Annotated in this window: 27 protein-coding genes and 1 riboswitch; of the genes, 2 read left to right on the forward strand and 25 right to left on the reverse strand. The window is 34.9% G+C overall.

Annotation, left to right across the window (positions count from 1 at the left end; translation table 11 throughout):
• Positions 1-23: 23 nt before the first annotated feature.
• The 7 genes from dprA to ACI6PB_RS06910 are packed head-to-tail and all read right to left on the reverse strand — an operon-like array spanning position 24 to position 5,101.
• Positions 24-842 carry a DNA-processing protein DprA gene (gene dprA / locus ACI6PB_RS06880; protein ID WP_025084928.1) on the reverse strand — a complete coding sequence of 273 codons (819 nt, stop codon included), beginning with the start codon at positions 840-842 and terminating at the stop codon, positions 24-26.
• A 50-nt stretch (positions 843-892) separates the two neighbouring features.
• Positions 893-1,666: a ribonuclease HII gene (locus ACI6PB_RS06885; RefSeq protein WP_025084929.1), complete on the reverse strand. Its 774-nt coding sequence runs from the start codon at positions 1,664-1,666 to the stop codon at positions 893-895.
• Positions 1,656-2,510 carry a ribosome biogenesis GTPase YlqF gene (gene ylqF / locus ACI6PB_RS06890; protein ID WP_025084930.1) on the reverse strand — a complete coding sequence of 285 codons (855 nt, stop codon included), beginning with the start codon at positions 2,508-2,510 and terminating at the stop codon, positions 1,656-1,658. The genes ACI6PB_RS06885 and ylqF overlap by 11 nt, the downstream gene beginning before the upstream one ends.
• A gap of 9 nt (positions 2,511-2,519) precedes the next feature.
• A complete protein-coding gene (locus ACI6PB_RS06895; protein WP_025084931.1) occupies positions 2,520-2,744 on the reverse strand; it encodes a YozE family protein in 225 nt (74 codons plus the stop codon).
• Positions 2,745-2,756: 12 nt separating this feature from the next.
• Positions 2,757-3,350, reverse strand: coding sequence for a YpmS family protein (locus ACI6PB_RS06900; RefSeq protein WP_056955705.1), 594 nt, complete (start codon positions 3,348-3,350; stop codon positions 2,757-2,759).
• 2 nt (positions 3,351-3,352) lie between these two features.
• The gene (locus tag ACI6PB_RS06905) at positions 3,353-4,213 is read right to left on the reverse strand and encodes a GDSL-type esterase/lipase family protein (protein ID WP_309510907.1); all 861 of its coding nucleotides are present in this window, start codon (positions 4,211-4,213) and stop codon (positions 3,353-3,355) included.
• A gap of 45 nt (positions 4,214-4,258) precedes the next feature.
• A complete protein-coding gene (locus ACI6PB_RS06910; RefSeq protein ID WP_404327207.1) occupies positions 4,259-5,101 on the reverse strand; it encodes a DegV family protein in 843 nt (280 codons plus the stop codon).
• 206 nt (positions 5,102-5,307) lie between these two features.
• Here ACI6PB_RS06910 and ACI6PB_RS06915 point away from each other — a divergent pair, with 206 nt between their 5' ends.
• Positions 5,308-5,958 carry a PAQR family membrane homeostasis protein TrhA gene (locus tag ACI6PB_RS06915; RefSeq protein ID WP_404327208.1) on the forward strand — a complete coding sequence of 217 codons (651 nt, stop codon included), beginning with the start codon at positions 5,308-5,310 and terminating at the stop codon, positions 5,956-5,958.
• On the opposite strand, the gene ACI6PB_RS06920 is transcribed toward ACI6PB_RS06915, so the two are convergent.
• The 18 genes from ACI6PB_RS06920 to ACI6PB_RS07005 form a co-directional block, all read right to left on the reverse strand.
• Positions 5,955-6,443 carry a dihydrofolate reductase gene (locus ACI6PB_RS06920; RefSeq protein WP_025084935.1) on the reverse strand — a complete coding sequence of 163 codons (489 nt, stop codon included), beginning with the start codon at positions 6,441-6,443 and terminating at the stop codon, positions 5,955-5,957. The two genes, ACI6PB_RS06915 and ACI6PB_RS06920, sit on opposite strands and share 4 nt — an antisense overlap.
• 12 nt (positions 6,444-6,455) lie before the next feature.
• Complete coding sequence (locus tag ACI6PB_RS06925; protein WP_404327209.1) at positions 6,456-7,406, reverse strand: thymidylate synthase; 951 nt, start codon at positions 7,404-7,406, stop codon at positions 6,456-6,458.
• 9 nt (positions 7,407-7,415) lie between these two features.
• Positions 7,416-9,320 (reverse strand): ATP-binding cassette domain-containing protein, encoded by a 1,905-nt coding sequence (locus tag ACI6PB_RS06930; RefSeq protein ID WP_025084936.1) that lies wholly within the window; start codon positions 9,318-9,320, stop codon positions 7,416-7,418.
• A 105-nt stretch (positions 9,321-9,425) separates the two neighbouring features.
• The gene (locus ACI6PB_RS06935; protein WP_156407817.1) at positions 9,426-9,596 is read right to left on the reverse strand and encodes a hypothetical protein; all 171 of its coding nucleotides are present in this window, start codon (positions 9,594-9,596) and stop codon (positions 9,426-9,428) included.
• Positions 9,597-9,663: 67 nt separating this feature from the next.
• Positions 9,664-10,128, reverse strand: coding sequence for a hypothetical protein (locus ACI6PB_RS06940; protein WP_025086352.1), 465 nt, complete (start codon positions 10,126-10,128; stop codon positions 9,664-9,666).
• 52 nt (positions 10,129-10,180) lie between these two features.
• Positions 10,181-11,380, reverse strand: coding sequence for a CCA tRNA nucleotidyltransferase (locus ACI6PB_RS06945; protein WP_404327210.1), 1,200 nt, complete (start codon positions 11,378-11,380; stop codon positions 10,181-10,183).
• Between the two features lie 146 nt (positions 11,381-11,526).
• The gene (locus tag ACI6PB_RS06950; RefSeq protein WP_025086350.1) at positions 11,527-12,771 is read right to left on the reverse strand and encodes a tetratricopeptide repeat protein; all 1,245 of its coding nucleotides are present in this window, start codon (positions 12,769-12,771) and stop codon (positions 11,527-11,529) included.
• A 66-nt stretch (positions 12,772-12,837) separates the two neighbouring features.
• Entirely contained in the window at positions 12,838-13,113 is a 276-nt protein-coding gene (locus ACI6PB_RS06955; RefSeq protein ID WP_010019909.1) for an HU family DNA-binding protein, read from the reverse strand.
• Between the two features lie 188 nt (positions 13,114-13,301).
• Complete coding sequence (gene der / locus ACI6PB_RS06960; protein ID WP_404277571.1) at positions 13,302-14,615, reverse strand: ribosome biogenesis GTPase Der; 1,314 nt, start codon at positions 14,613-14,615, stop codon at positions 13,302-13,304.
• Between the two features lie 11 nt (positions 14,616-14,626).
• The gene (cmk, locus tag ACI6PB_RS06965) at positions 14,627-15,286 is read right to left on the reverse strand and encodes a (d)CMP kinase (protein WP_025085499.1); all 660 of its coding nucleotides are present in this window, start codon (positions 15,284-15,286) and stop codon (positions 14,627-14,629) included.
• Between the two features lie 62 nt (positions 15,287-15,348).
• Positions 15,349-16,515: a LysM peptidoglycan-binding domain-containing protein gene (locus ACI6PB_RS06970; protein ID WP_404327211.1), complete on the reverse strand. Its 1,167-nt coding sequence runs from the start codon at positions 16,513-16,515 to the stop codon at positions 15,349-15,351.
• A gap of 90 nt (positions 16,516-16,605) precedes the next feature.
• A complete protein-coding gene (locus ACI6PB_RS06975; RefSeq protein ID WP_404327212.1) occupies positions 16,606-17,157 on the reverse strand; it encodes an ECF transporter S component in 552 nt (183 codons plus the stop codon).
• A 72-nt stretch (positions 17,158-17,229) separates the two neighbouring features.
• Positions 17,230-17,348: riboswitch (FMN riboswitch) on the reverse strand.
• 85 nt (positions 17,349-17,433) lie between these two features.
• On the reverse strand, positions 17,434-18,159 hold the full coding sequence (locus ACI6PB_RS06980; RefSeq protein ID WP_056952310.1) for a pseudouridine synthase: 726 nt from the start codon (positions 18,157-18,159) through the stop codon (positions 17,434-17,436).
• Complete coding sequence (gene scpB / locus ACI6PB_RS06985) at positions 18,146-18,691, reverse strand: SMC-Scp complex subunit ScpB (RefSeq protein ID WP_025085496.1); 546 nt, start codon at positions 18,689-18,691, stop codon at positions 18,146-18,148. The genes ACI6PB_RS06980 and scpB overlap by 14 nt, the downstream gene beginning before the upstream one ends.
• A gap of 1 nt (position 18,692) precedes the next feature.
• A complete protein-coding gene (locus ACI6PB_RS06990; protein ID WP_404277575.1) occupies positions 18,693-19,415 on the reverse strand; it encodes a segregation and condensation protein A in 723 nt (240 codons plus the stop codon).
• On the reverse strand, positions 19,415-19,807 hold the full coding sequence (locus tag ACI6PB_RS06995; RefSeq protein WP_025085494.1) for a hypothetical protein: 393 nt from the start codon (positions 19,805-19,807) through the stop codon (positions 19,415-19,417). Before ACI6PB_RS06995 ends, ACI6PB_RS06990 begins: the two co-directional genes overlap by 1 nt.
• A 14-nt stretch (positions 19,808-19,821) precedes the next feature.
• The gene (gene xerD / locus ACI6PB_RS07000) at positions 19,822-20,742 is read right to left on the reverse strand and encodes a site-specific tyrosine recombinase XerD (RefSeq protein WP_193322477.1); all 921 of its coding nucleotides are present in this window, start codon (positions 20,740-20,742) and stop codon (positions 19,822-19,824) included.
• A 10-nt stretch (positions 20,743-20,752) separates the two neighbouring features.
• A complete protein-coding gene (locus ACI6PB_RS07005; RefSeq protein WP_404277579.1) occupies positions 20,753-21,613 on the reverse strand; it encodes a S1 RNA-binding domain-containing protein in 861 nt (286 codons plus the stop codon).
• A gap of 288 nt (positions 21,614-21,901) precedes the next feature.
• On the opposite strand from ACI6PB_RS07005, the gene ACI6PB_RS07010 reads away from it, so the two are divergent.
• Positions 21,902-23,023, forward strand: a complete 1,122-nt coding sequence (locus ACI6PB_RS07010) for an NAD(P)-dependent alcohol dehydrogenase (RefSeq protein ID WP_404327214.1) — start codon at positions 21,902-21,904, stop codon at positions 23,021-23,023.
• The last annotated feature ends 161 nt before the right edge of the window (positions 23,024-23,184 follow it).

Here is a 23,184-nt window from a genome sequence, read left to right on the forward strand (position 1 = left end):
TACATTTATCTTTCAAACATCGTTTATAAATCATTGAAATTGATCAAAGGGATGGCTCCCTCCTCAATCAACTTATTACAACCAGCCGAAAGGTTAACGTCGATTCTACCGGGAATAGCTAAAACATCCCGATTATTCTCCAAAGCTAAATCAGCAGTAATTAAAGAGCCACTACGTTTTTTTGCTTCGGTAACAACGACTTTTTGACTGAGACCAGCAATTATCCGGTTTCGTTGAGGAAAATGCCAAGGTTCGATTTTCGTCATTGGTGGATATTCGGTAATAACTAAACCCTTTTTCATAATTTCCGCCTGTAAGTGAAAATTCTCTTTAGGATAAGTCACATCCAAACCACTACCAATCACAGCAATCGTCTGTCCCTGATTCTTTAATGCGGTCTGATGAGCCCAAGAATCAACTCCCTTAGCTAAACCGCTCACAATAGTATAACGATTTACAAGTCGTGGGACAAGACCACTTATGCAACGAAAACTATAATCTGATGCTTGTCTAGCACCAACGATCGCGATGCATTCAGTTTTAAGTAAAGCAATATTCCCTTCAAAAAACAAGAGTGCGGGCGGATTATAAATCGTTCTTAACAATTCCGGATACTCAAAATCCAAATAATTTACAGCTTTTAACGAACCTGTTTTTTGCTTATCAAATAGGAAACGGAAACGTTGAAACTTATCTAAGCCCCACTCCTGTTTTAATAAATTAAAGGATTCAGTTATTAGATTAGCACTATTTATAGATTTTTTTATAATTTTTAGCATTATTTGATTCGAAATCATTCCTGTTAAACGACACTTAATTAAAAAACCAGTTAATTCATTCATAATAAAAACATCACTCCCTTAACTTAAATTACGAAAGTGATGTTCCTATTTTAATATAATTTAGAAATTTTTCTAACGGGGGAAAAACTCAAACGATGAATCTTAGTGCGACCAAACTCATCTAAAGCTTTTAAGTGTTGTTTTGTACCATAACCATCATTATTTTCAAAACCAAACTCTGGATAGATTTTGCTATACATCGTCATTAACTTATCACGAGAAACTTTGGCAACAATACTAGCAGCACCGATACTTAACGACTTAGAATCACCCTTAATCAACTTTGTTTGAGGTATATCAACAGGAATCGTCATGGCATCAACTAAGATATGATCAGGCTTTAAATAGAGCTTATTAATTGAATCTCCCATTGTCAATTCTGTTGCATGATAAATATTTTCCTGATCAATTAATTGTGGACTACCCACTGCTACACTGATATCTATTGCTTGTGCACAAATTAACTTATACAGCTCATTACGTTTTGCAATCGACAATTTTTTAGAATCATCAACTTCATACAAAGTATTATCAGCTGGCAAAATAACAGCAGCCGTAACGACAGGACCTGCCAAAGGACCACGTCCCACTTCATCGACTCCAGCTACTGCTAACCCATGATCCCAAAATGGTTTTTCAAGAAATTCTTTTTTGTGAAATTTCTCAATCAATGCTTTTTGTTTCAATTGTCTCTTATAATATTGCTCTAATAATTTTTTAATCCCACTACGTTCATCTTGTGAAAATTCATTCAGTTGCTTTTCACTCACATCAGTTTGTTTCAGAATATCTTTTGCTTCAGCAATCGTATATTTACTCTTCATAAAACTCCCCAGGAATATCAAATGTAAGACGTCCCAATTTCAACTTTCTAACATCGTCGATAATTCTTCTGGAAGCTCGATCGTAGTCATCCTTATAACCAAATTTTTTCGTTAGATCCATTAAAACTTCTGGCGTTGTATGATTAAAAATATCCGACTTATCTAATTTGTAGCTTTCAAGCAATTGATCCATATAATGAGTTTCCATAAAATTAAGCGCATAAATGGCTACATCATCCGGTGCATAGATTTTATCTTTAATTGCACCAGACAAAGCTAATTTCATTCCTACTTTGGGATCATCGATCTTAGGCCACAAAATACCTGGAGTATCGAGTAAATCGATTCCAATATTAGTTTTTAGCCAGTTTTGATTCTTAGTTACACCGGGTTTATTGCCTGTAATAGCAACATTCTTCCCAACAAAACGGTTCAAAATAGTCGACTTACCGACATTAGGAATTCCTATGCACATTGCTTTGATTCGATAATTTTGCACACCATTACGTTCATAACGGTCAATCTTATCTGACAACTCTGAACGAATCAGACTCTTGATTTTACCTAGGCCCTTATTGTGCTTGGCATCTAGCTCAATTGATTTAGTACCTTCTTGTTCAAAGTTGAGTTTCCAGTCAGCCGTTACTTTTGGATCTGCCAAATCTGACTTATTAAGAATAATAATATGTTTTTTTTGATCAATTATTTGTTCCAAAACGGGGTTTCTGGATGAAAAAGGTAATCTTGCGTCAACGATTTCAAGTACGATATCGACTAATTTAAGCCGATCTTGGACTTGATTCTTCGCTTTGTTCATATGTCCTGGATACCACTGTAATGCCATTGTCTTCACCTATTTTCTATCTATTTCTTGATACTTTTGGTACACCTCATCAAAAATTGACATACTGGGTAAATAACCTGCATTCAATTCTAAATAGTCTGAAATCTTTTGATAATTCTCCTCATGCTTAGGAAAAGATTGATCGTGAAATGCATTATTTGCAAATTCTGCATCTGGTTCAACACTGTCCGCATTTCTCAGTGTCATCAAAAATTCATAAAAACTTCTTCGCATCTTTACTCCCTTCTATTGATTGTCGGTGATCTTTGTATTCATTACCTCAAATGATAATTTATCATGCTTCAAATCAATATTCTTTGCACGAATACCGTATCCTTCTTTGGTAGTAAATTTAGTAAATTTCAACAACATTGTCTTGTCTTTACCGTTAATGCTTACCCAATCAGGGGTCTTAAAACTATTCTTAATATAATTCATTACAAAGGAAATTGGCAACGATAAGTCCCCAATCTTCATTTCTTTAGCTTTTAAGAGTACATCCCCGTTAGTCTTAGCATATGGTTGCATCAAAATTGTGAAGTGGATTTTGGCACCCAAGAATTTAATTGCACCAGACAATTCAGCATCTTTTTTCAAAACTAATTGATATTCAGTTTTACCATTATTCAAAGTATTTTTTAAATAGTACTGGGCCATTTTATTGGCCTCACTCTTATTCATATTAACAGTAAAAACTTTATCATCATTATTGATCTTAGAACTAACTTGGTAGTTCTCCGACGGTGAACTTAAGACCTTAGTACCTAAATAACCAAAACCCACTACTAGAATTGCTACTAAAGCAATAAATGCATATTTCCAATAATTCTTATTCTTCATAATTATTTAAAAAGCCACTCCTTTTTCGTAACACTAACTTCATCGAACACTCTTTGAGTCATCATATCGTAACCAGTCCCATTGGGATGAAAATGATCTTTCTTATAAAGATAAGGATTAGTTCCTGTCTTCTTAACTTTTTTATCAATAGTCTTATTTTGATATAGATTATTGATATCAATGAAATAGGTTTTATTAAATTCACTGGCTACTTTAGCAGATGCTTTATTCCAGTTAATGAATGCTATTTTAGCATTTTTTACATTCGATAAATAGATACTAAAAGGATTATAAATACCTATTAAATAAATTGGGGCTGAATCATTATAATTCCTTAAATCAGTCAATAATTGTTTTAATCTTTTATCAAATTTAACCTGTTCATCAGCAATATCACCTGCAGTTAGATCAATTCCTTTACGCTGCAATAAATGCATAAAGTCATTACCACCAACTGTCACGGTGATGATATCAGCTTTGGGTAAATCTTGGTGCATCTTTTTGTCAGACTTGATACGAGCCATAATCTGATTACTTGTATCACCGGAAACACCATAATTGTGTGACTGTGTAGGAACATTAAACTTTGTTTGCACTTTAGACTGTAAACGAGTTACATAGCCGCCACCTGCTTTAGAAGAATCTCCGACCCCTTGTGTCAGTGAATCTCCAACTGCAACAATACTAATTTGTTTCTTTTTAGGAATAACTTTTTTCTTTGGTTTTACTATTTTCTTGGTTGTTTTAGTTACTTGTGTAGTAGACTGTCCACTTTGCTTATTGTTAGTGAAATAATAGGCTCCACCGCCAACTACGATTAATATTAAAACTATGATTATAATCCAAATACTTTTCTTCTTCATTAATTAATCCATCTTTCAAAAAAAAGCTGATGCATTCATCAGCTTTTACTCTGTATAAAATTCAATTGCAAAGGCTCCAGAACCAGCATGTGTAGCAATAACTGGACTTGTTACTCTTATGAGTAGTGGCACATCAGGAATAATCTCTTCCAATTTGGCCTTTAACTCATTAACATAATCCATTTTATCAACATAAGAAATTCCTACAGCTTTAATATTCTTTAAACCTTTGATTTCTTCCATTACGTTATTCATATACTTTTCAATTGTCTTACGACCACGACCACGCTTAACAATATCTAGACTATTATTCTTCACTGTTAGAACCAAGTTAATATTCAATAAGGTTGAAAGCGTTCCGGCAAATCTGCTCAAACGACCTCCACGTAGAATATTTTCAATACTTGTTACACCCATGTAAAGATAAGTATGCGCACGAAGTTCGTCTAAAGCCTGTTTAATTTCCTCAACAGATTTACCTTCTTGGGCCATTTGAGCGGCTCTAATTACTTGGAAGCCTTGGGCACGATCTGTAAATTCTGTATCAATAACTTCCATATTGCGATCAACCATATCTTCAACTTGTCTAGCTGCATTAATGGTACCACTAATAGACGGCGTCATAATCAAGGCTAAAATATCTGTATAGTCATCAGGAACCTTATCAATGACATCCATAAACGTTCCAATTGATGGTTGAGATGTCTTAGGCAAATCCTTTGAAGAATCCATTTCTTCAACGAATCTTTCTCGTGTGATATTAACGCCATCAACATAAGTTTTTTCATCAATGCTGATTGTCAAAGGAACGACACTAATATTATACTTTTCTATTTCCTCTGGTGTTAATTGTACCGATGAATCGGTAAGGATTTTTACTTTGCTCATTTTATCCCTCTTTCATAGGGTCTTGTTTCTTATTTCTTTTAATTATTATAACAAACTTAATAGGGTCTAATGATAAATAACTAATCATTTTACTAAAATAAATATGCCAAATCTTTATTAATTATACAATACCATAATCATATGAAAAGCCCTGTGAGACGTTTATAATAATTATAGTAAACAGTCCAAATAATTGAGGTTTTAACATGACAAAAAAACACGACTTTTCTAGAACTTACTTGATCACAAATCAAGTCTTCAGTGCTGTCACTCATGGCATCGGTATAATTTTAGCAATTATTGGTGCCATATTCCTATTAATCAAAGGATTTCAACAGGGAAAACCTTTGAACATTACAGCCTATTTTATTTATGCATTCACATTATTCTTTTTATACCTTAGCTCAACGTTATTCCACAGTTTATACTTCACTAAAGCTAAAGGTGTTTTTCAGATATTTGACCACAGTTCAATCTTTTTGATGATTGCAGGTACCTATACGCCGTACTGTCTGATTGCTTTACATTCCACATTTGGAATCATTATCTTATCATTCATTTGGTTGTTAGCCATTGGTGGGATTCTCTACAAAATCTTTAATGTCGGTCGATTTAAGTACTTTGAAACATTACTCTATGTTCTTATGGGCTGGGCTATTATCGTCGCCATGAAACCACTCTATTACGCAATTGGTGGAACTGGTATTGCTCTATTAGTTGCTGGTGGTGTTGCTTTTACATTGGGAGCCTGTCTCTATTTAATGAAGAACATTAGATACATTCATGTAATTTGGCACATTTTTGTCATGATAGGCACGGCTTTGATGTACTTTTCAGTATACTTCTATGTAGTTTAAAGTTTGTCCCAAGTCTCGAAGGTATATGGGTAGATATTCTTATCATCCATTTGGCCTTCTTTTTTTTCGACTAATTTAAACTTACTATAGTCGATTGAACACATCTTAGTATCACCTGTAAACTCATGATCGATTTTAGTCAGATACAATCTATCAACATCATCTTGAAATAATTTAAAAATACCACTCCCACCGATAACCATAACTTCGTCGTCAGGTTGTATATATTTTTTCAAGTCGGCCTTATCATTAATAAGAATCACAGAGTCAGGCACTTGATAATCAGGATTTTTAGAAATAACAATATTTAATCTCTTAGGTAAAGGACCATTAGGAAAACTTTCAAAAGTCTTTCGTCCCATAACGATAGGATGGTTGACTGTCACATCTTTGAAATGGTGCAAATCATTAGGTAAAGACCATGGTAAGTGTCCCTTTTCACCGATGATATGATTCTTATCTTCAGCCCAAACAAAACTTATCATTTACATTTCCTCCTAAACAGCTACCGGTGCCTTGATGGCAGGTTGTGGATTATAGTCGTTCACCATTATATCTGAAGCCTCTATTTCAAAAATGCTTTTATCACTTTTAATCTCTAATTGTGGTCCCATAGTTGGTTTACGGCTAAGTTGTTCTTTAACTTGATCCAAATGATTCAAGTAAATGTGAGCATCACCCAAAGTATGAATAAATTCTCCCACTTCTAATCCCGTCTCACGTGCAATTAAATGCGTCAAAAGTGCGTAACTTGCAATATTGAACGGTACCCCTAAGAAGAGGTCCCCACTTCTTTGGTAGAGTTGACAGGACAATTTATTTTCATTTACGTAAAATTGGAACAATGTATGACATGGTGGCAAAGCCATCGTAGGTACATCTTCTGGATTCCAGGCACTAACAATTAGTCGACGTGAATCAGGAGTCTTTTTAATTTGGTCAATTACATTGGCAATTTGATCAATAAAACCACCATCACGTTTTTGCCAATGACGCCACTGAGCCCCGTAAACATCCCCTAAATTACCGAATTTTTGAGCAAAGGTTGTATCAGTTAATATGGCTTGATCAAATTTATCTTTTTGAACCTTATACTCTTTGGCAAAATCAGTATCCACTAAACTGCGACGTCCGAAATCACTCATATCGGGTCCAGTATAATCAGCACTTTCAATATAGTTCTTAAAAGCCCATTCGTCCCAAATATGATTGTGATGCTCCAATAAGTACTTAATATTGGTATCACCATGCAAGAACCACAATAATTCACTCTTAATTAAACCAAAAGGAATTTTTTTAGTTGTCAAAAGAGGAAATGACTCTTGTAAATTAAAGCGCATTTGATAACCAAAGGTACTAATTGTTCCCGTTCCTGTACGATCACTTTTTTTGTGACCTTGATTCAAAACATATTGTAAAAGATCTAAATATTGTTGTTCGTTGTGCATTTTCTTCTCCTAGGCAAATTGACTTAAATATTCCCAACGTTCCATCAGTTTTTCTTCAGCTTGGTTCTTTTCATCAAGTTCTCTTTGATAATCCATTAGTTTTTCATAGCCATTATCTGGATTATTCAATTCATCTTGTAAAGCAGATATTTCAGAATCTAATTTGTCGATCTGAGGTTCCAGTTTTTCATACTCTTTTTGTTCTGCATAAGTCAATTTTTTCTTAGGCTCTGCTTTTTGTTCCTGTTCCGCTTTCTGTTTAGCCTCGACGTGCTTTTGTTCCTTAACCTCATGATGCTTAGCTTGCTTCTTAGCCGTCGCTCTTTGTAAGTAAGCCGAATAAGAATCATAACTTTCTTCAATTTGACCTTGACCTTCAAAAATCAACAGTTTGTCTGCAATTTTGTCCAAGAAATAGCGGTCATGAGATACTGCCAGAACAGTCCCTTTAAAACTACTTAAATAATCTTCCAGAATTGTTAAAGTCTCAATATCTAGATTATTAGTTGGCTCATCAAGTAAAAGTACATTTGGTTGATCCATCAAAATAGCTAGTAAGTATAAACGACGCTTTTCACCACCAGACAGTTCACGCACAAAAGCCCCCTGCATTTGATGATCAAATTTAAAAGTATCTAGCATTTGTGAAGCTGACATATGTTCTCCATCAGTATTCTTCACTCCTTGACCGATACTTTCCAAATATCTGATCACACGTTTATCAGGATCCATATCTCGAGTATGTTGCGTATAGTAACCAATCTTTACGGTTTGGCCAGTTTTAATTTCACCTGCATCAAGTGGAATTTGTTTAGCAATGGCATTTAAAAAAGTTGTTTTACCGGAACCATTCGAACCGGTTATTCCAATACGATCACCACGTGAAACTAAATAACTGAAATCGTTTAGAATAATGTGCTTAGCAAATTTTAAATTGGCATTTTTAATATCAAAAACATCATTACCTAAACGCTGTTGCGCAATATCAATCGACATTTCTTTTTGAACATCAGGTTTGTCTTGTAGATCTTCCTTCAAATTAGTAAAGCGATCTTTTCTAGCTTGTTGCTTTGTTCCACGGGCCTTAACACCAGCACGCATCCACTTCAATTCTTGTTTGTAAAGTTGTGTCTTGTGATGTTGTTCTGAAGCATAGATATCTTCATTATCGGCTTTTTGTTGAAGATATTTCTCATAGTTACCGTCGTACTCAGTTATATTACGATTTTCAATTTCAAAGATTCTTGTAGCAACCTCATTTAAGAAATAACGATCATGAGTTACAAACAAAACAGATCCTTTATACTTACTCAAATACGTCTGTAACCAGTCGATGGCTTCATAATCCAAATGGTTAGTCGGCTCATCAAGGATTAAAAGATCAGCTTCAGAAATTAAGGTCTGGGCTAAAGCTACACGTCTTTGCTGACCACCAGATAATTCTGAGATTTTCTTGTCTAATTCTGTAATACCCAGTTTATTCAAAATCGACTTAACATCTGATTCCATTTGCCAAGCCTCAGACGCGTTCATTTGCTCCTGCAACTTGAAGAACTCATTTTGAATTTTAGTATCAGTCGAATTGACATTGAATTTAGCCAAAGAATTTTCATATTGACGAATCAATTGGAACTTTTCGCCACTACCATTAAAAACAGCATCGATAACAGATGAATCATCATCCAAATCTGGTTGCTGCTTCAAGTAAGAAATTTTATAATCCTTAGGTTTATCAACCGTGATTGTATTCAAATCACTATTATTAACGATACCGTCCAAAAGTGTCGTCTTACCAGTACCATTTAGACCCAAAAGACCGATTCGGTCTCCTTCGTTAATTGTAAAAGTAACATCCTTAAAGAGTGTTCTTTCTCCAAAGGATTTTGATGCATTAGTTATATTTAAGGTTTTCAATTAATTTTCACCACTATAAATAAAAAATTCCTCTACCGATGTAGATAGAGGTATCAAACTTATCAATATTTATTATCACATGTCAGCCGCTGATTGTAAAACCTCTTAGTACTCTTTTAATTGATCCAACGCGTAGTATAGCTGCTGGACTCCACCAAATCTAACTAAAATCTTTTCACGCTTTTCATCAAAATAAACTACGGCTCCAATTTGATCTTTCATACCATCTTCTTGATCAATAATTTTTACCATTGACCCTATTTTTAAATTCCCCATATTAATTCCTCTCAATAAAATACGGAACATAAGTCAAAATAAATCAACCAATGTCCCGTACATTTAATTATAGTTCTTCTTTATATAAATCATATACCGTATTTTCTGGATCAATTGAAATAAACAGGTTGCCACTCTTGCTTGAAATTGTTGAAGTTTGATAAGCATTGTCTAAGCCTTCAGCATCCTTTTGCTTGAATGGGAAGTAAATCTCCATTGGTTCCTTACCTTCATCATCTTCAAAAACAATGTCACATTTTTCGATATCCTGATACTTAATAATACGGTTGAACATACCATCTGCCAAGGCAGCTGTAGAAACATCAGTATCCTTAATGTAGTCAGCTGCAGGTAGAATTTCAATTCTAAAACGTTTACATGGGTGAATCTCTTGCATACGTCCACCTGCGATACGTCCATAACTTGTTGTTACACGAGAAATCCAAACATCACTCATTTCCCCATGATTAACTGTCCAAGTATCATCATTTCTGAAGTAGAATTTCAATTCTTTAAAAACATGCTTAGTCATATTACCACCCTTTCAATCATAAAATACTTACTGATTTCATAATAACACAGGGTTATTGATTACTTAACAAATAATGTCTTAATTCGTCAAAATTATTGTAAACGTTTCCTTCCACGACAGCACGCTCTATTTGCGACATTGATTTTCCAATAATTGGGCCTGGTTTTACATCTAAAATTTCACAAATATCTTTTCCTGTAATAGCCAAATCATGACTATTTTTAATAGAAATTTGTCCTACTTTTTGTTTTAGACCAGTGTAGTCAAATTCAATTTGAAGCATTTGACAGAGTTGAATTACTCGTTCAAAGTTATCTAAGCCAAAATTATAAATATTCCACAAATCATAATCTTGATTCTCAAATAAATGTAGCATATCCAAACTATTCACACTGGCCTCACGAACTTTGTTAGAAACCTTCCAATCACGTAAAAAACTGTTAAATTCGGGATGATTCATGTTTAAAGCATATCCAATTGCTGTCCAAGCAGCATCTTCATCAACAAAAGTGCCTCCAGCGTTTAATAGTTCAGCCAATTCTTCACGTTGATCTTTAAAACCAGGACAATACTCACTCAAATTTAATTTAAGAAAATCAGAAAAACCAGTTTTCCATGATTGACTCAATAATAATTTAACAAACTCTTCACGAATACGTTCAATCGCAATTTTAGACAGTAATGGTGCATTGTCAGCTATTGCTTGAGCCGTTTGGACTTCAATTTGAAAATCTAATTGAGCTTGGAATCTAACCGCACGCATCATTCTTAAAGCATCCTCATGGAATCTAGCCTCAGCACGGCCAACTGCACGGATAATTTTCTTATCTAAGTCCTGTAAACCATCAAACTTGTCGATTACATTACCATTTAAATCAACCGCTAAAGCATTAATTGTAAAATCACGTCGCTTCAAATCATCAGCCAATGATCTCACAAAAGTCACTTTATCTGGACGACGATAATCCTGATAACCCGATTCTGTTCTAAAAGTGGTAATTTCATATGACGAATCGTTTAATAATACCGTAACAGTCCCGTGCTGAATCCCAGTATCAATCGTGCGTTTAAAAATTTTTTTAATTTCTTCTGGATAAGCACTTGTAGCAATATCGACATCGTGGATCGGTAATCCTAAAATATGGTCACGCACACTTCCCCCAACAAAATAAGCCTCAAATCCGGCTTGCTCGATTTCTTCTAATACTGGTAACGCCTGTTTAAAATCTTCAGGAAGTTGTTTGATTTGCATATTTTTACCTCACATAATCATAAAAGTCTTTATTTATTATATACCAATCATGAATGTTACTAAATAAAGACCTTATAATGCAGTTAAAATTCCAAAAATAACCTCACTAAGATTAATGTACATCCTAGTGAGGTTATTATTAATTTTTAAATTTGATCCAATAGATTATGCATTTCTTCATTATCAGGATCTTGTTTCAAGTACAGTTGGATAGCTGGCTTGAGAACATCATTATTACCCGTACTACGAAGGATTTCAATTAAATCGGATAAGTAATCCAAGTTATCCTTAAAATCGTCGAGAACTAGTAAAATATTCTCCTGAGCCTTCTTTACATCATCAGTTTCAAATTCTGACTTAGCTAGATTCCAAACTAATTTAGGATTGTTACTGATGTCGCGGCCATTCAATAAATCAAGGTTACTCTTAAATTGACCTTTAGTTACGTAATAATCACTCAGTTTAATTACCAAAGGCAATGGATTTTCTACTGTTTTAATTCCTTTTTCAAGTATCTTGATTGCCCCTGTTGGATCTTCTGCAGTCCCAGCGTCAAAAGCAATCTGATAAAGATTATCATCTAATTCATTCAGGTTCAGACCTAATTGTGCATACTTAAAGGCATCAGAATTTTTCTTAATATTTAAATAATCCTCAGCCAGAATTGAATATGCTGTTGGATAATCACGATTTGTCTCCAATAATTTTTCCAAAATACTGATGGATTTATTATAATTCTTAACTTGATTGTATAAAAAGCCCAATTGGAATTGAGCATCTTCATTTAATTCGATGGCATTCAAATCTTCATAAACATCAATAGCTTCCTCGTACTGACCATCCCCGGCAAGAGAACTAGCCTTACGTAGGACAATCGAAATACCAGAGTAATTCTTAATTCCCATATCCAGCAACATGTCATAATACGTCAAAGCTTTACTGAATTTGTTCTCGTCAAAGTAAACTTCGGCTAAAGCAAATTTGAAAACCTCTTCATCTGGAAACTCTCTGATACCACTTAATAGTTTTTGCTCACTAACTTCATACAAACCTTGGGATTGATATATATCGGCTGAAACCAGCAAATTTTCGGCATAAGCTGACGAATCAGGTGTGATTTGAGAAATATAGCTTAAAGCTTGATCAGTATCTCCATCAGACACAGAAATCTCAGCTAACCGAGACAAAATTTGCCCTTCAGTTGGATACATCGTTAATAAATGGTCATAGACAGTCTTGGCCTGGAAAGATAAACCACGGCTCATCAAAGTCTCCGCTAGTGAAAATTGAGTTTGGTCATCATCTTGAGCAATTGATTCTTGAATTAAAGCGTCGACTTTTGAAAAGTCACCATCATCAATTGTTTCTATAACTTCATCTGCTTTACTCAAATTGTTACCTCCATATTTTTGCGTAAAAAAAGACGGTCTAATGACCGCCCCTAATTTAAAAAAGAATTATTTAACTGAATCCTTCAAAGCCTTACCTGGTTTAAATGCAGGAACCTTGCTTGCAGGAATCTTAATTTCTTCGCCTGTTTGTGGGTTACGACCCTTACGAGCAGCACGTTGACGTACTTCGAAGTTACCAAAGCCGATCAATTGAACTTTGTTGCCTTCTGATAAGTTTTCTTGGATTGTTTCAAAGACTGCATCAACAGCTGAAGTTGCATCCTTCTTTGTCAAACCAGTTTTACTTGCTACACTATCGATAAGTTCAGCTTTATTTGCCATATGTAAAAATACCTCCGAAATTTGTAAAAAATTTAGAACACATGAACTATTTGAATGCGTTCATTATTCTATTTACAAAACTACCATAGGAATGTCGATGTGGCAAGCATTTAAGCCGTTTTTTACGATAATTTTCTTTAAATATAAATATATTTATAAAAGCGCGTAAAATAGCACCGTTTTAGGCCCTATTTACGTTTTCTAGGCAAAATCTTAATCGGTGTTCCTTCAAAGTCAAATGTGTCTCGTAATTGGTTTTTCAAGAAACGTTCGTATGAAAAATGCAACAATTCATTATCATTGACAAAGACAACGAACGTTGGTGGTTGAATAGCCACTTGTGTCATGTAGTAAATACGTAATCTCTTACCATTAACTAATGGTGTTGGTGCAATTGAAGTAGCACGCAACAATAGATCATTCAGAACAGCTGATTGAATTCGACGGTGACGGTTATCGAAGACACGTGTCACTAGTTCTGGAATTTGGTCTAAACGTTGTCCCTTAATTGCTGAGGTAAAGAGAATTGGTGCGTAAGACAAGTATTGGAACTCAGCTCTAATTTGGTTTTCAAAGTCCTGCATAGTATGGGTATCTTTCTTCAAAGCATCCCATTTATTGACAACGATGATAACACCTTTACCAGCATTATGAGCATAACCAGCTACACGTTTATCTTGTTCACGAATACCCTCTTCAGCGTTCAAAACAACACAAACAACATCAGACTTATCAATCGCACTCAATGCACGCAATACAGAGTATTTCTCTGTATTTTCATAGACCTTACCACGTTTTCTAATACCAGCAGTATCGATCATTGTAAAGTCTTTATCGAGCTTCTCATCATGATACTTAGTATCGACAGCATCACGTGTCGTTCCTTGCATATCGGAAACGATAACACGCTCATCGCCTAGAATAGCATTAACTAAAGATGACTTACCAACGTTCGGACGACCAATAAAACTAAACTTAATTGATTCATCTTCTACATCTTTATCGTCATTAGGAAATGCTTTTACGATTTCATCCAACAAATCACCTAAACCAGTCCCTTGAGAACCAGAAATAGGATTAGGGTCGCCAAAGCCTAGTGAGTAAAAGTCATAAATATTTTCACGTTGTTCTGGATTATCAGCTTTATTAACTGCTAAGACAATCGGTTTCTTAGTTCGATAAAGGATTTTGGCAACATCCTCATCTTCTTTAGTAACACCGTTTTGTCCATTAACAATAAAGACAATAACATCAGCTTCATCAATCGCAATTTCAGCTTGATTCTTGATTTGAACTGACATTTTTTCTCCACTCATTTCAATACCACCGGTATCAATTAAACGGAATTCTTTTCCAAGCCAACTAGCACGTGAATAAATACGATCTCTAGTTACACCTGGTGTATCTTCAACAATAGATAATCTTTCATTAATTATTCTATTGAAAATAGTAGATTTACCAACATTGGGGCGCCCTACTAACGCAACTACTGGAACAGACATAATCTGCCTCCCTACTTATGTTCATTAACAATTTCTGTAACTTTTTTAACAACTTCTTCAATGGTCATATCTGATGTATCAACTTCGATAGCGTCATCAGCCTTCTTCAATGGCGAAATCTCTCGATGTGAATCCTTGTAATCACGAGCAGCAATTTCATCTTGCAATTCTTTCAAAGGTGTATCGATGCCACGTTCAAGGTTTTCCTTATAACGTCTTTGCGCACGTACTTCTACACTAGCAATTAAGAAAATTTTTACTTCGGCATTAGGCAAAACAGTCGTTCCAATATCACGACCATCCATTACGATATTAATGTCGTTTGCCATGTCTCGTTGCATTTGAACTAATTCCGTTCTAACTTCCTTGATTGCTGAGACTTGAGAAACGTTATTAGTTATCTCTTCTGTTCGAATAGCATCTGAAACGTCCTCATCATCTAAGTAAACGTGTTGACCATCTTCCTTATTAAGAAAATGGATCTTATGTTCAGACATTAACTTCAAAATATTGAAAGTATCACCATACCCTACATTATTCTTTTTTGCAAGTAATGTTACTGTACGGTACATCGCACCAGTATCACAATAAACAAAATCTAAGTTTTTAGCAATTAATTTGGCAATAGTACTTTTACCAGCTGAAGCTGGTCCATCGATTGCAATTTGCATTTACTTTTCTCTCCTTAATAAAAGGGCCCAGACAAAATTGTCAGAGACCCTTAATTACTTATCTATTTTACTCTTAATGTTGTACCTGGTGTCAATGTACCAACATTACCATTCATACTCTTCAATTGAGCCGTTGTTAAATTGTTGTTGTAAGCAATTCTGAACCAGTTGTCACCGGCTTTAACTGTGTAATATGAAGTTCCACTATTGGCATTACTATTTGAAGTAGTGCTTGAAGTGTTAGAACTGTTGGAACTATCAGTACTATTTGATTGGTTAGCTTGTGATTGTGAATCCGAACTTGTTGTTGAATTAGCTGTATTGTTATCACTTGCTGTAGTATCACTACTATTTGAAGTAGTACTGTTGCCATCATTTGTAGCATTTGAGTTAGAACTATCATCATTCGTTGTAGCAGAGTTATTACTACTATTGTTGCTACTTGAAGAATTATTGCTGCTTGTTGACTTCTTAGTCGTTGTCTTCTTGGCAGCCTTTTTCTTAGGTGTAGCCTTTTTAGTAGATTTCTTCTTTTTCTTGGTTGACTTGTCTTTGTTCTCTACTGATTTAGCAGATTGGGTACTATCCAAGTCACCGCCACTGCTACCTTTAACAGCATTAATAACCACTGGTGTAAACATAATGATAATTAAAGCAATAACTAAAGTAACAACTAAAGTATGATTACCACGTTGTTTTTCTTTAGTTACAGCACGTGACACATGTCCGTCATCATCAGTATCAGTGTCAAAACTGTTTTCCCAAGGCTTACTACTCTTCTTGGAATCATCTTCCGCCTCATCATCAACTGAATCAGCTGGTTCAGATTGATCAGTTGCTTCAGATTCTACTGGTGCAGGTATTGGTGCTTCAGGAACAGACTGATCGTCTTCTGGTGCTGAGTCATAATTATTATCGTCATAATTTGGTTCCGGATTATTATCCTGTTTTGCTTCGCTTAAATGATCTTGGCTTTCTTCAGATTGAAGATGGTCTACAGATTCCTGATTCTCATTCATTGATGAGTCGTCAGTATTTTCTTCTACAGGTGCATCATTAGAAGTTTGATCGTCAGAAACCGCACTAGTAGGTGTAACCACATCACTTGTGCCATCACTAATTAGATGATATTTCTTCAAATCTTCGAGACTAACGGATCCTTCAAGTCCTTGTGTGGATTTAGGAACGCGAGAATCGCCAGACATATTGTTTTTATCCTTATCGGCCATTAAAAACCAACCTCCTAATTTCTATCTCTTAAAGCATATCATAAAAGTTTAAAATTTTTCTTTAAAGATTTATAAAATTCTGTTAGTTTCTCATTTTATTGAGAAATGCCCTTTGATACGTGGATAAACAATCATCGTAGCCGCTGAAATAATCAGTGCCTTGACAATATTAAATGGTACCACACCTGTTGCCACATATTCGGCCAAACTCATATTTAGTTTCATTCCGATCACATTCATGTAAAGGGGCATCACAACAAAGTAGTTCAATAACGACATGATAACCGTCATTACAACTGTTCCTGCTATCACTGCCATAACCTTTTTATCTTTCTTCCAGAAGTAATTGAAAGGTAATAATAAAGCAACCGAACCTACAAAAGCAGATCCGTTACCAATCAAACCAGCTACACCACTACCAGTGACAATTACGTGCACCACTGACTTTAGTAATGCAATCAAAGCTCCACCTACGGGACCAAATGCAAAAGTTCCAATCAGCGTCACCACATCACTTAGATCAATCTTCAAGAAAGGTAACCAAAACAGAATTGGAAACTCGAAAAACATCAGAATTGTTCCCAGTGCTGCAAAAACAGCTACTCCTATTATTTCATGCATCTTATCTAAACTTTTCCCCATTAAAATCAACCTCTCCAATTGATTTCCAAAGAAAAAAGACCTATTTTGGGCACACCAAAACAGACCTTAACCTTCTGTTTTCTTTCATCTAGACTTTACTATCGGTATTGGAATCTAACCAATTCAACCAGCAATGCTGGGTCGCGGACTATACCGCCGGTCGGGAATTTCACCCTGCCCTGAAAACCAATTATTTAATTTTATACACTCAATATAGCAGAACGCCTGATATAAGGCAACTGTGGAGTTTTTAATCTTTAAAACCATTTAATCAAATTAACGATTATCTTGCTTCAATTGAGCAACTTCTTGTCTTGTCAAGTCACGGTACTTACCAGAAACTAAACCGTCTAGAGTTAAGAAACCATAGTTCTCACGAGCCAATTTCTCAACCTTATGACCAACAGCGTCGAACATATTCTTAACTTGATGATTATGTCCTTCATGAATAGTTATCCTAACAATTGAAGAGTTTTTCTTCTTATCCTTAGACATAACTCTGACTTTCGCACGAGAAGTTGTGTAGTCCTTAAACTTAATTCCAGACTCCAACTTTTTGATCTCTTCAGTCTCTAAAATACCTTCGATTTTAGCAACATAAGTCTTATCTACATGGTAGCGAGGGTGCATCAAATGATTAGCAAATTCACCATCATTTGTTAATAGTAATAAACCTGAAGTATCGTAATCTAAACGACCAATTGGATAAACACGTTCCTGTACGTCTTCTTCCAATAAGTCAGTAACTACTTTTCTACCCTTATCATCCTTAACGGCTGAAATCACTCCACGAGGCTTATACATTAGAATGTAACGTTTCTTTTCTGTTTCTAGAGGCATCCCGTCAACTTCGACTTTATCGCTGTGATCAACTTTGATACCCATTTCTGTAACTACTTTGTTATTTACTTTAACATGACCCTTGGCAATCAATTCTTCTGATTTACGTCTAGAAGCTACCCCAGCATCAGCCATGAATTTTTGTAATCTAACTTTCTCCATTTATATCTCCTATATCGGAACTATCCTCAAAATTTTCTATTTTTGGTAATTCTTTTAAATTCTTGATTCCAAAATAATCGAAGAACTCATCAGTTACTACATAAAGATTAGGATGACCAGGAACATCTTTCTTCCCATTTTCTTTAATTAATTTTCTCATCAATAAAGTATTTAAGCTTCCAGAACTCTGCACTCCACGAATCTCATCGATTTCAATTCTAGTGATTGGTTGACGATAAGCTATAATCGACAAAACTTCGAGTGCTGCTTGACTCAACTTAGTAGCCAACCCAGTTTTAAAGTACTTGGTTAATAGTTCATTGAATTCATTTTTAGTAACCAATTTATAATTCGAATTAAATTCAACTAACTCGACCCCAGAATCGACGTCGGTCATTAATTTTACTTTTAACTCTTCAATATTCTGTCTTAAGGCTGCACTATCTATTTCTAAAAGTCCAGCGAGATCCTTTTCTTTAATACCTTGATCTCCGGCCACAAATAATAATGCCATTATTTTTGCTTGATACACATTAATTCCTCAATTCAATAAATAGTTCACTTTGGAAACCATCTTGACTAACTGAAACCAATTGTTTACTGGCTAATTCCAAGATGGCCATAAAGTCTGTAACTATTTCTTCGATATTATTATTTAATTTCAAAAGGGCTCTAAAAGTCATTTTTTTAGCCGATCTCAATTCGCCCATAATATTATTAGTTGCATCTTCAATCGATAGAGTCTCATTTTCGATGGTTTCAGTCTCTGGTTGATGATTCTTCTGAGCACGTAACAATTCAGAATACGTTGCTGCTAAATCATCCAGAACAACCGAACCAGGTTTTAAAAATTGATCTAATTGTTCTTTAGGTAAACTGACTTCCTTATCAAATTGTTGCTTTCTAACTTGTTCTTTTTCTTCAAAATAAGCTGCAACTCGTTTGTATGTTTGATAAGTCAAAAGTTGAGAAACTAATTCATCACGCGGATCTTCTTGAATTTCATCTTCGATTTCATCCGGTGCCTGCGGCAACAACATTTTACTTTTGATTGACATCAAAGTTGACGCCATAACCAAATAGTCTCCTGCAATGTCCAATTGTAAAACCTTCATACTTTTCAAATAATCAATATATTGCTGCGTAATTTGTGCAATCGGAATATCATAAATATCGACTTTTGATTCTTTAATCAAATGCAATAATAAATCAATTGGACCTTCAAAATCAGTTAAAACTAAATTCAATTTTTGCATTAGCTGTTTTCTTTTTCCTTCATATCTTTTTCTAACTTTTGTTTATTTTGACGCCACTGTTGAATTTGTTTACTCAAATTGAAATTCCCTAAAATTACTAAATTAGGAAATTTCTGTTGAATGTCATCAAAAATTTTAAAAACATTACTCTGTGAACGATATGAAGGATTCAATGAAACGTATTCGATAAAGACAGTATTATCCGAGAATGATAATGCCACAATACCTGAATAGTCTTCCATGTTGCTTTTCCAAAGATATAACTGACGGTTTTCATCTTCAGAATAAAGCTGTAATTCTTGCTCCAAATTGTTCAAATCCTTGAGGTCACTGATATAAGATAAAAAGCCCATAGCAATCTTCTTATTTTCATCACTATATTTACTAAGCATCCCTATCCCCCTATCTAAGCTCTTGGAAAGGCCTTATTATAGACCTGCTTCATTCTTGTTTGATTAACATGCGTATAAATCTGTGTCGTTGAAATATCAGAGTGTCCTAATAGTTCTTGGACAACTCGAAGATCAGCTCCATTTTCCAATAAGTTGGTGGCAAATGAGTGTCGTAAAGTATGCGGCGTAACGTCCTTTTTAATTCCAACTTGAGCAATATACTTTTTGATCATACGCCAAATTGATTGACGAGTTAATTTCTTACCACGAAAGTTCAAAAAGACTTCTTTTTGTTGACCGTATTTAGCCACCAAATCTTTTCTAGTTTCTGCAAAATATTTTTTCAACCACTCAATAGCCGTATCGCCAATTGGCAATAGCCGTTCCTTATTTCCCTTACCTAAGGTCTTGATCAATCCCAAGTCCAAATGCAAATCATCCATACTCAGATTGACTAATTCACTGACACGTAAACCAGTCGCGTACATCACCTCAAAAATAGTTCGATCCCTAATACCCAAGGGTGTGGAAACATCTGGCGACTCAATCAGCGAATTTACTTCATCCATCGACAATACTACTGGTAAGTGACTTCCCTTTTTGGGAGCATCTAGTTCATTCATCGGATTAGCGTGAATCTTATCAATAACTTCCATCCACTGATAGAAACGCCTCAACGAAGAAAACATCCGCATCTGTGAAGTTTTGGATTTATTTTCTTTATCTTGACTAACAAAAAATTGTGTGACAACAAAATGATCTTCTGGATAAAATGGTATTCGCTTCTTTTCCAAAAAACTACTGAATTCCAATAAATCCTGTTGATATGAAACAATTGTATTCTGTGACAGTCCTCGATCCAAACGAAGGTAATGAGCATAGTCGGCAATTGTATCAATCATCTTTTGATTCTTAATTGATAATTTCTCACTCATATTGTTACCTCTATTTGAGATAAGTGTAGCCATCTTTTTGTTCAATCTTCTTTTGTTTCATAAGATTTCCCAAAGCACGTTTAAAGCTACCCTTACTGATACCAAAGTATTCTTTAATATCATCAGGATCACTCTTATCGGTATAAGGCATTTTCTTATCACGAGAGTGTTCCAAAACAGCGACAATCATTTGAGCATCTGGAGTAATTTCCTCATAAGCACGAGGTCTCATTGATAGATTCAAACGACGGTGACTAGTACCAATGACACGAGCCTTAACATGTTGACCAATATGTAATGGTTGTGATTGTTCTTCTACATGAATGAAGCCAATGTAATAACTTTCCGTCATAACAAAGGCACCACTCTCTCTAATGGCGATAATTGTACCCTCCTCATCCTTGTTCTTAACATCAGCACCAGGACTACGAGCAATTTGCGTATAAAGTTCAATATCGGCTAATTTACCCCAAAGTCTTCCCTTGTGATCAATATCCAATTTGACCATTAAACTATCGCCCTTTTTAGGCCATTCAGAATGTTCAAAAGGTAAATCATCTAAAGAAACAACGATATCTTTATCGTCTAAACCAATATTAACGAACACACCCAAGTCGGTTCTAACTTCAGTTACTTCGGCAAAGTCCCAAACGCCTTGTACAACGAAGGGCATTACTGTCGTCATTTTATTTTTGTGAGCCTGATTCTCATAGAGAAAACCATTGATCTCATCACCCAATTCAGGGATCTCTGTTAATTCATTTAAGTCTAAAGCGAACGTCTTACCGTCGATTTGAACGAAAGCTTCATCTTTATTTAAATCAGTCACAGTACCCGTCAATACTTGACCATACATTTCTGTTATATCCATATTCACCATACTCTTTATTTTAATTTTCTTTGCTATTACATTTTACCAGTTTACGTTACATAATACTTTTAAGATTTTAATATTTTCATAAATTAATTTCTCTTTTTAAAAATCGTACTATCTTGTGATGAGATCGATTTTATTTTCACGATAAAAATTTATAAAATATAGCTCTTTAATAACAAATTTTTTAAAACCTAATTGAATTATTTTAAATATTGTGAAATAATTTCTTATGTAGTAAGCGTTTTCAAAAATGTTTTATTTTATGGAAGGGGGGTTCTTGTTATGAAAATTAAAGCTGCTGTTGTTGATAAAGTAAATGATCCATTTGTTATTAAAGATGACGTTGAATTGGCCGATCTTGAGGACGACGGTCTACAAGTTAAAGTTGTTGCATCTGGCATTTGTCACTCTGATGAAGCCTTACGTAAAGGTGATGCCGCATTTAGTTTCCCAGTAATTTTAGGACATGAAGGTTCTGGAATTGTTGAAAAAGTCGGTAAAAACGTTAAGAACTTCAAGCCTGGTGATCACATTATTATGTCCTTCTACTCCTGTGGTGAGTGTGACAATTGTTTAAAGGGCAAACCAACACAATGTCGCAATTATGCTAAATCAAATCTTTCAGGAACACGTCCTGATGGCACTGATCACTTCACTGAAGATGGTCATCACGTTAGTGATATGTTTAATCAATCTTCATTCACAACTCATACAGTAATCTCACAGAGAAATGCTGTTAAGGTTCCTAATGACCTTGACTTAAGAAAATTAGGACCTCTTGGCTGTGGCTACGTAACTGGTAGTGGTACAGTCTTCAATACCCTTCAACCAAAACCCGGTGATACAATTGCTGTCTTTGGTACAGGTGCCGTTGGACTGGCTGCAATGATGGCTGGTAAAATCTCAGGTTGTGTCAAAGTTATCGCTGTAGACATTGTTGATTCACGTTTGGAACTAGCTAAAAAGATGGGTGCTACTGATACCGTTAATAGCAAAAATGAAGATGCTGTTGAAGCCATCAAGAAAATCACTAATGGTTTAGGTGTCGACTGGGCCGTTGATACAACCGGTGTTGAAAAAGTTATGAAAGATTCAATCGCTGCTTTAACACAAGGTGGTACAACTGCAACTATTGCCGTTACTCCACATAACATCACTTTGAGTACTTGGAATAATCTCTGTGTTGACGATAAGAAGATTGTCGGTGTCAATATGGGTGATTCAATTCCTCAAATTGATATCCCTCGTCTAATTGAATTCTACAAGATGGGTGTCTTCCCATTTGATTTAACTGAAAAATTCTATGATTTTGATCAAATTAACGAAGCTGATGCTGATTCAATTAGTGGTAAGACAATCAAACCTGTTTTAGTTATTGATAAAGATTATAATCCTGAAGCATAATAGTTCTTTAAAATCTCCGGTCCACTTTTTTAGGGTTGGAGATTTTTTTGATGTTTATGTTTTCGTAAAACATTTAATAATACAAAAAACATGACATTTGTCATATAAATTAATGACATTGCTTACTATTGCTGTACAGCCAATTCTCTTAAAATAAAGTT

It is taken from the genome of Companilactobacillus paralimentarius (assembly GCF_963227125.1).
Lineage (GTDB): Bacteria > Bacillota > Bacilli > Lactobacillales > Lactobacillaceae > Companilactobacillus > Companilactobacillus paralimentarius.

Coding starts and splice junctions, on each gene's coding strand:
- dprA (WP_025084928.1), bottom strand. CDS start 842: ATGAATGAATTAACTGGTTTTTTAATTAAGTGTCGTTTAACAGGAATG.
- ACI6PB_RS06885 (WP_025084929.1), bottom strand. CDS start 1,666: ATGAAGAGTAAATATACGATTGCTGAAGCAAAAGATATTCTGAAACAA.
- ylqF (WP_025084930.1), bottom strand. CDS start 2,510: ATGGCATTACAGTGGTATCCAGGACATATGAACAAAGCGAAGAATCAA.
- ACI6PB_RS06895 (WP_025084931.1), bottom strand. CDS start 2,744: ATGCGAAGAAGTTTTTATGAATTTTTGATGACACTGAGAAATGCGGAC.
- ACI6PB_RS06900 (WP_056955705.1), bottom strand. CDS start 3,350: ATGAAGAATAAGAATTATTGGAAATATGCATTTATTGCTTTAGTAGCA.
- ACI6PB_RS06905 (WP_309510907.1), bottom strand. CDS start 4,213: ATGAAGAAGAAAAGTATTTGGATTATAATCATAGTTTTAATATTAATC.
- ACI6PB_RS06910 (WP_404327207.1), bottom strand. CDS start 5,101: ATGAGCAAAGTAAAAATCCTTACCGATTCATCGGTACAATTAACACCA.
- ACI6PB_RS06915 (WP_404327208.1), top strand. CDS start 5,308: ATGACAAAAAAACACGACTTTTCTAGAACTTACTTGATCACAAATCAA.
- ACI6PB_RS06920 (WP_025084935.1), bottom strand. CDS start 6,443: ATGATAAGTTTTGTTTGGGCTGAAGATAAGAATCATATCATCGGTGAA.
- ACI6PB_RS06925 (WP_404327209.1), bottom strand. CDS start 7,406: ATGCACAACGAACAACAATATTTAGATCTTTTACAATATGTTTTGAAT.
- ACI6PB_RS06935 (WP_156407817.1), bottom strand. CDS start 9,596: ATGGGGAATTTAAAAATAGGGTCAATGGTAAAAATTATTGATCAAGAA.
- ACI6PB_RS06940 (WP_025086352.1), bottom strand. CDS start 10,128: ATGACTAAGCATGTTTTTAAAGAATTGAAATTCTACTTCAGAAATGAT.
- ACI6PB_RS06945 (WP_404327210.1), bottom strand. CDS start 11,380: ATGCAAATCAAACAACTTCCTGAAGATTTTAAACAGGCGTTACCAGTA.
- ACI6PB_RS06955 (WP_010019909.1), bottom strand. CDS start 13,113: ATGGCAAATAAAGCTGAACTTATCGATAGTGTAGCAAGTAAAACTGGT.
- der (WP_404277571.1), bottom strand. CDS start 14,615: ATGTCTGTTCCAGTAGTTGCGTTAGTAGGGCGCCCCAATGTTGGTAAA.
- cmk (WP_025085499.1), bottom strand. CDS start 15,286: ATGCAAATTGCAATCGATGGACCAGCTTCAGCTGGTAAAAGTACTATT.
- ACI6PB_RS06970 (WP_404327211.1), bottom strand. CDS start 16,515: ATGGCCGATAAGGATAAAAACAATATGTCTGGCGATTCTCGCGTTCCT.
- ACI6PB_RS06975 (WP_404327212.1), bottom strand. CDS start 17,157: ATGGGGAAAAGTTTAGATAAGATGCATGAAATAATAGGAGTAGCTGTT.
- ACI6PB_RS06980 (WP_056952310.1), bottom strand. CDS start 18,159: ATGGAGAAAGTTAGATTACAAAAATTCATGGCTGATGCTGGGGTAGCT.
- ACI6PB_RS06990 (WP_404277575.1), bottom strand. CDS start 19,415: ATGCAAAAATTGAATTTAGTTTTAACTGATTTTGAAGGTCCAATTGAT.
- ACI6PB_RS06995 (WP_025085494.1), bottom strand. CDS start 19,807: ATGCTTAGTAAATATAGTGATGAAAATAAGAAGATTGCTATGGGCTTT.
- xerD (WP_193322477.1), bottom strand. CDS start 20,742: ATGAGTGAGAAATTATCAATTAAGAATCAAAAGATGATTGATACAATT.
- ACI6PB_RS07005 (WP_404277579.1), bottom strand. CDS start 21,613: ATGGATATAACAGAAATGTATGGTCAAGTATTGACGGGTACTGTGACT.
- ACI6PB_RS07010 (WP_404327214.1), top strand. CDS start 21,902: ATGAAAATTAAAGCTGCTGTTGTTGATAAAGTAAATGATCCATTTGTT.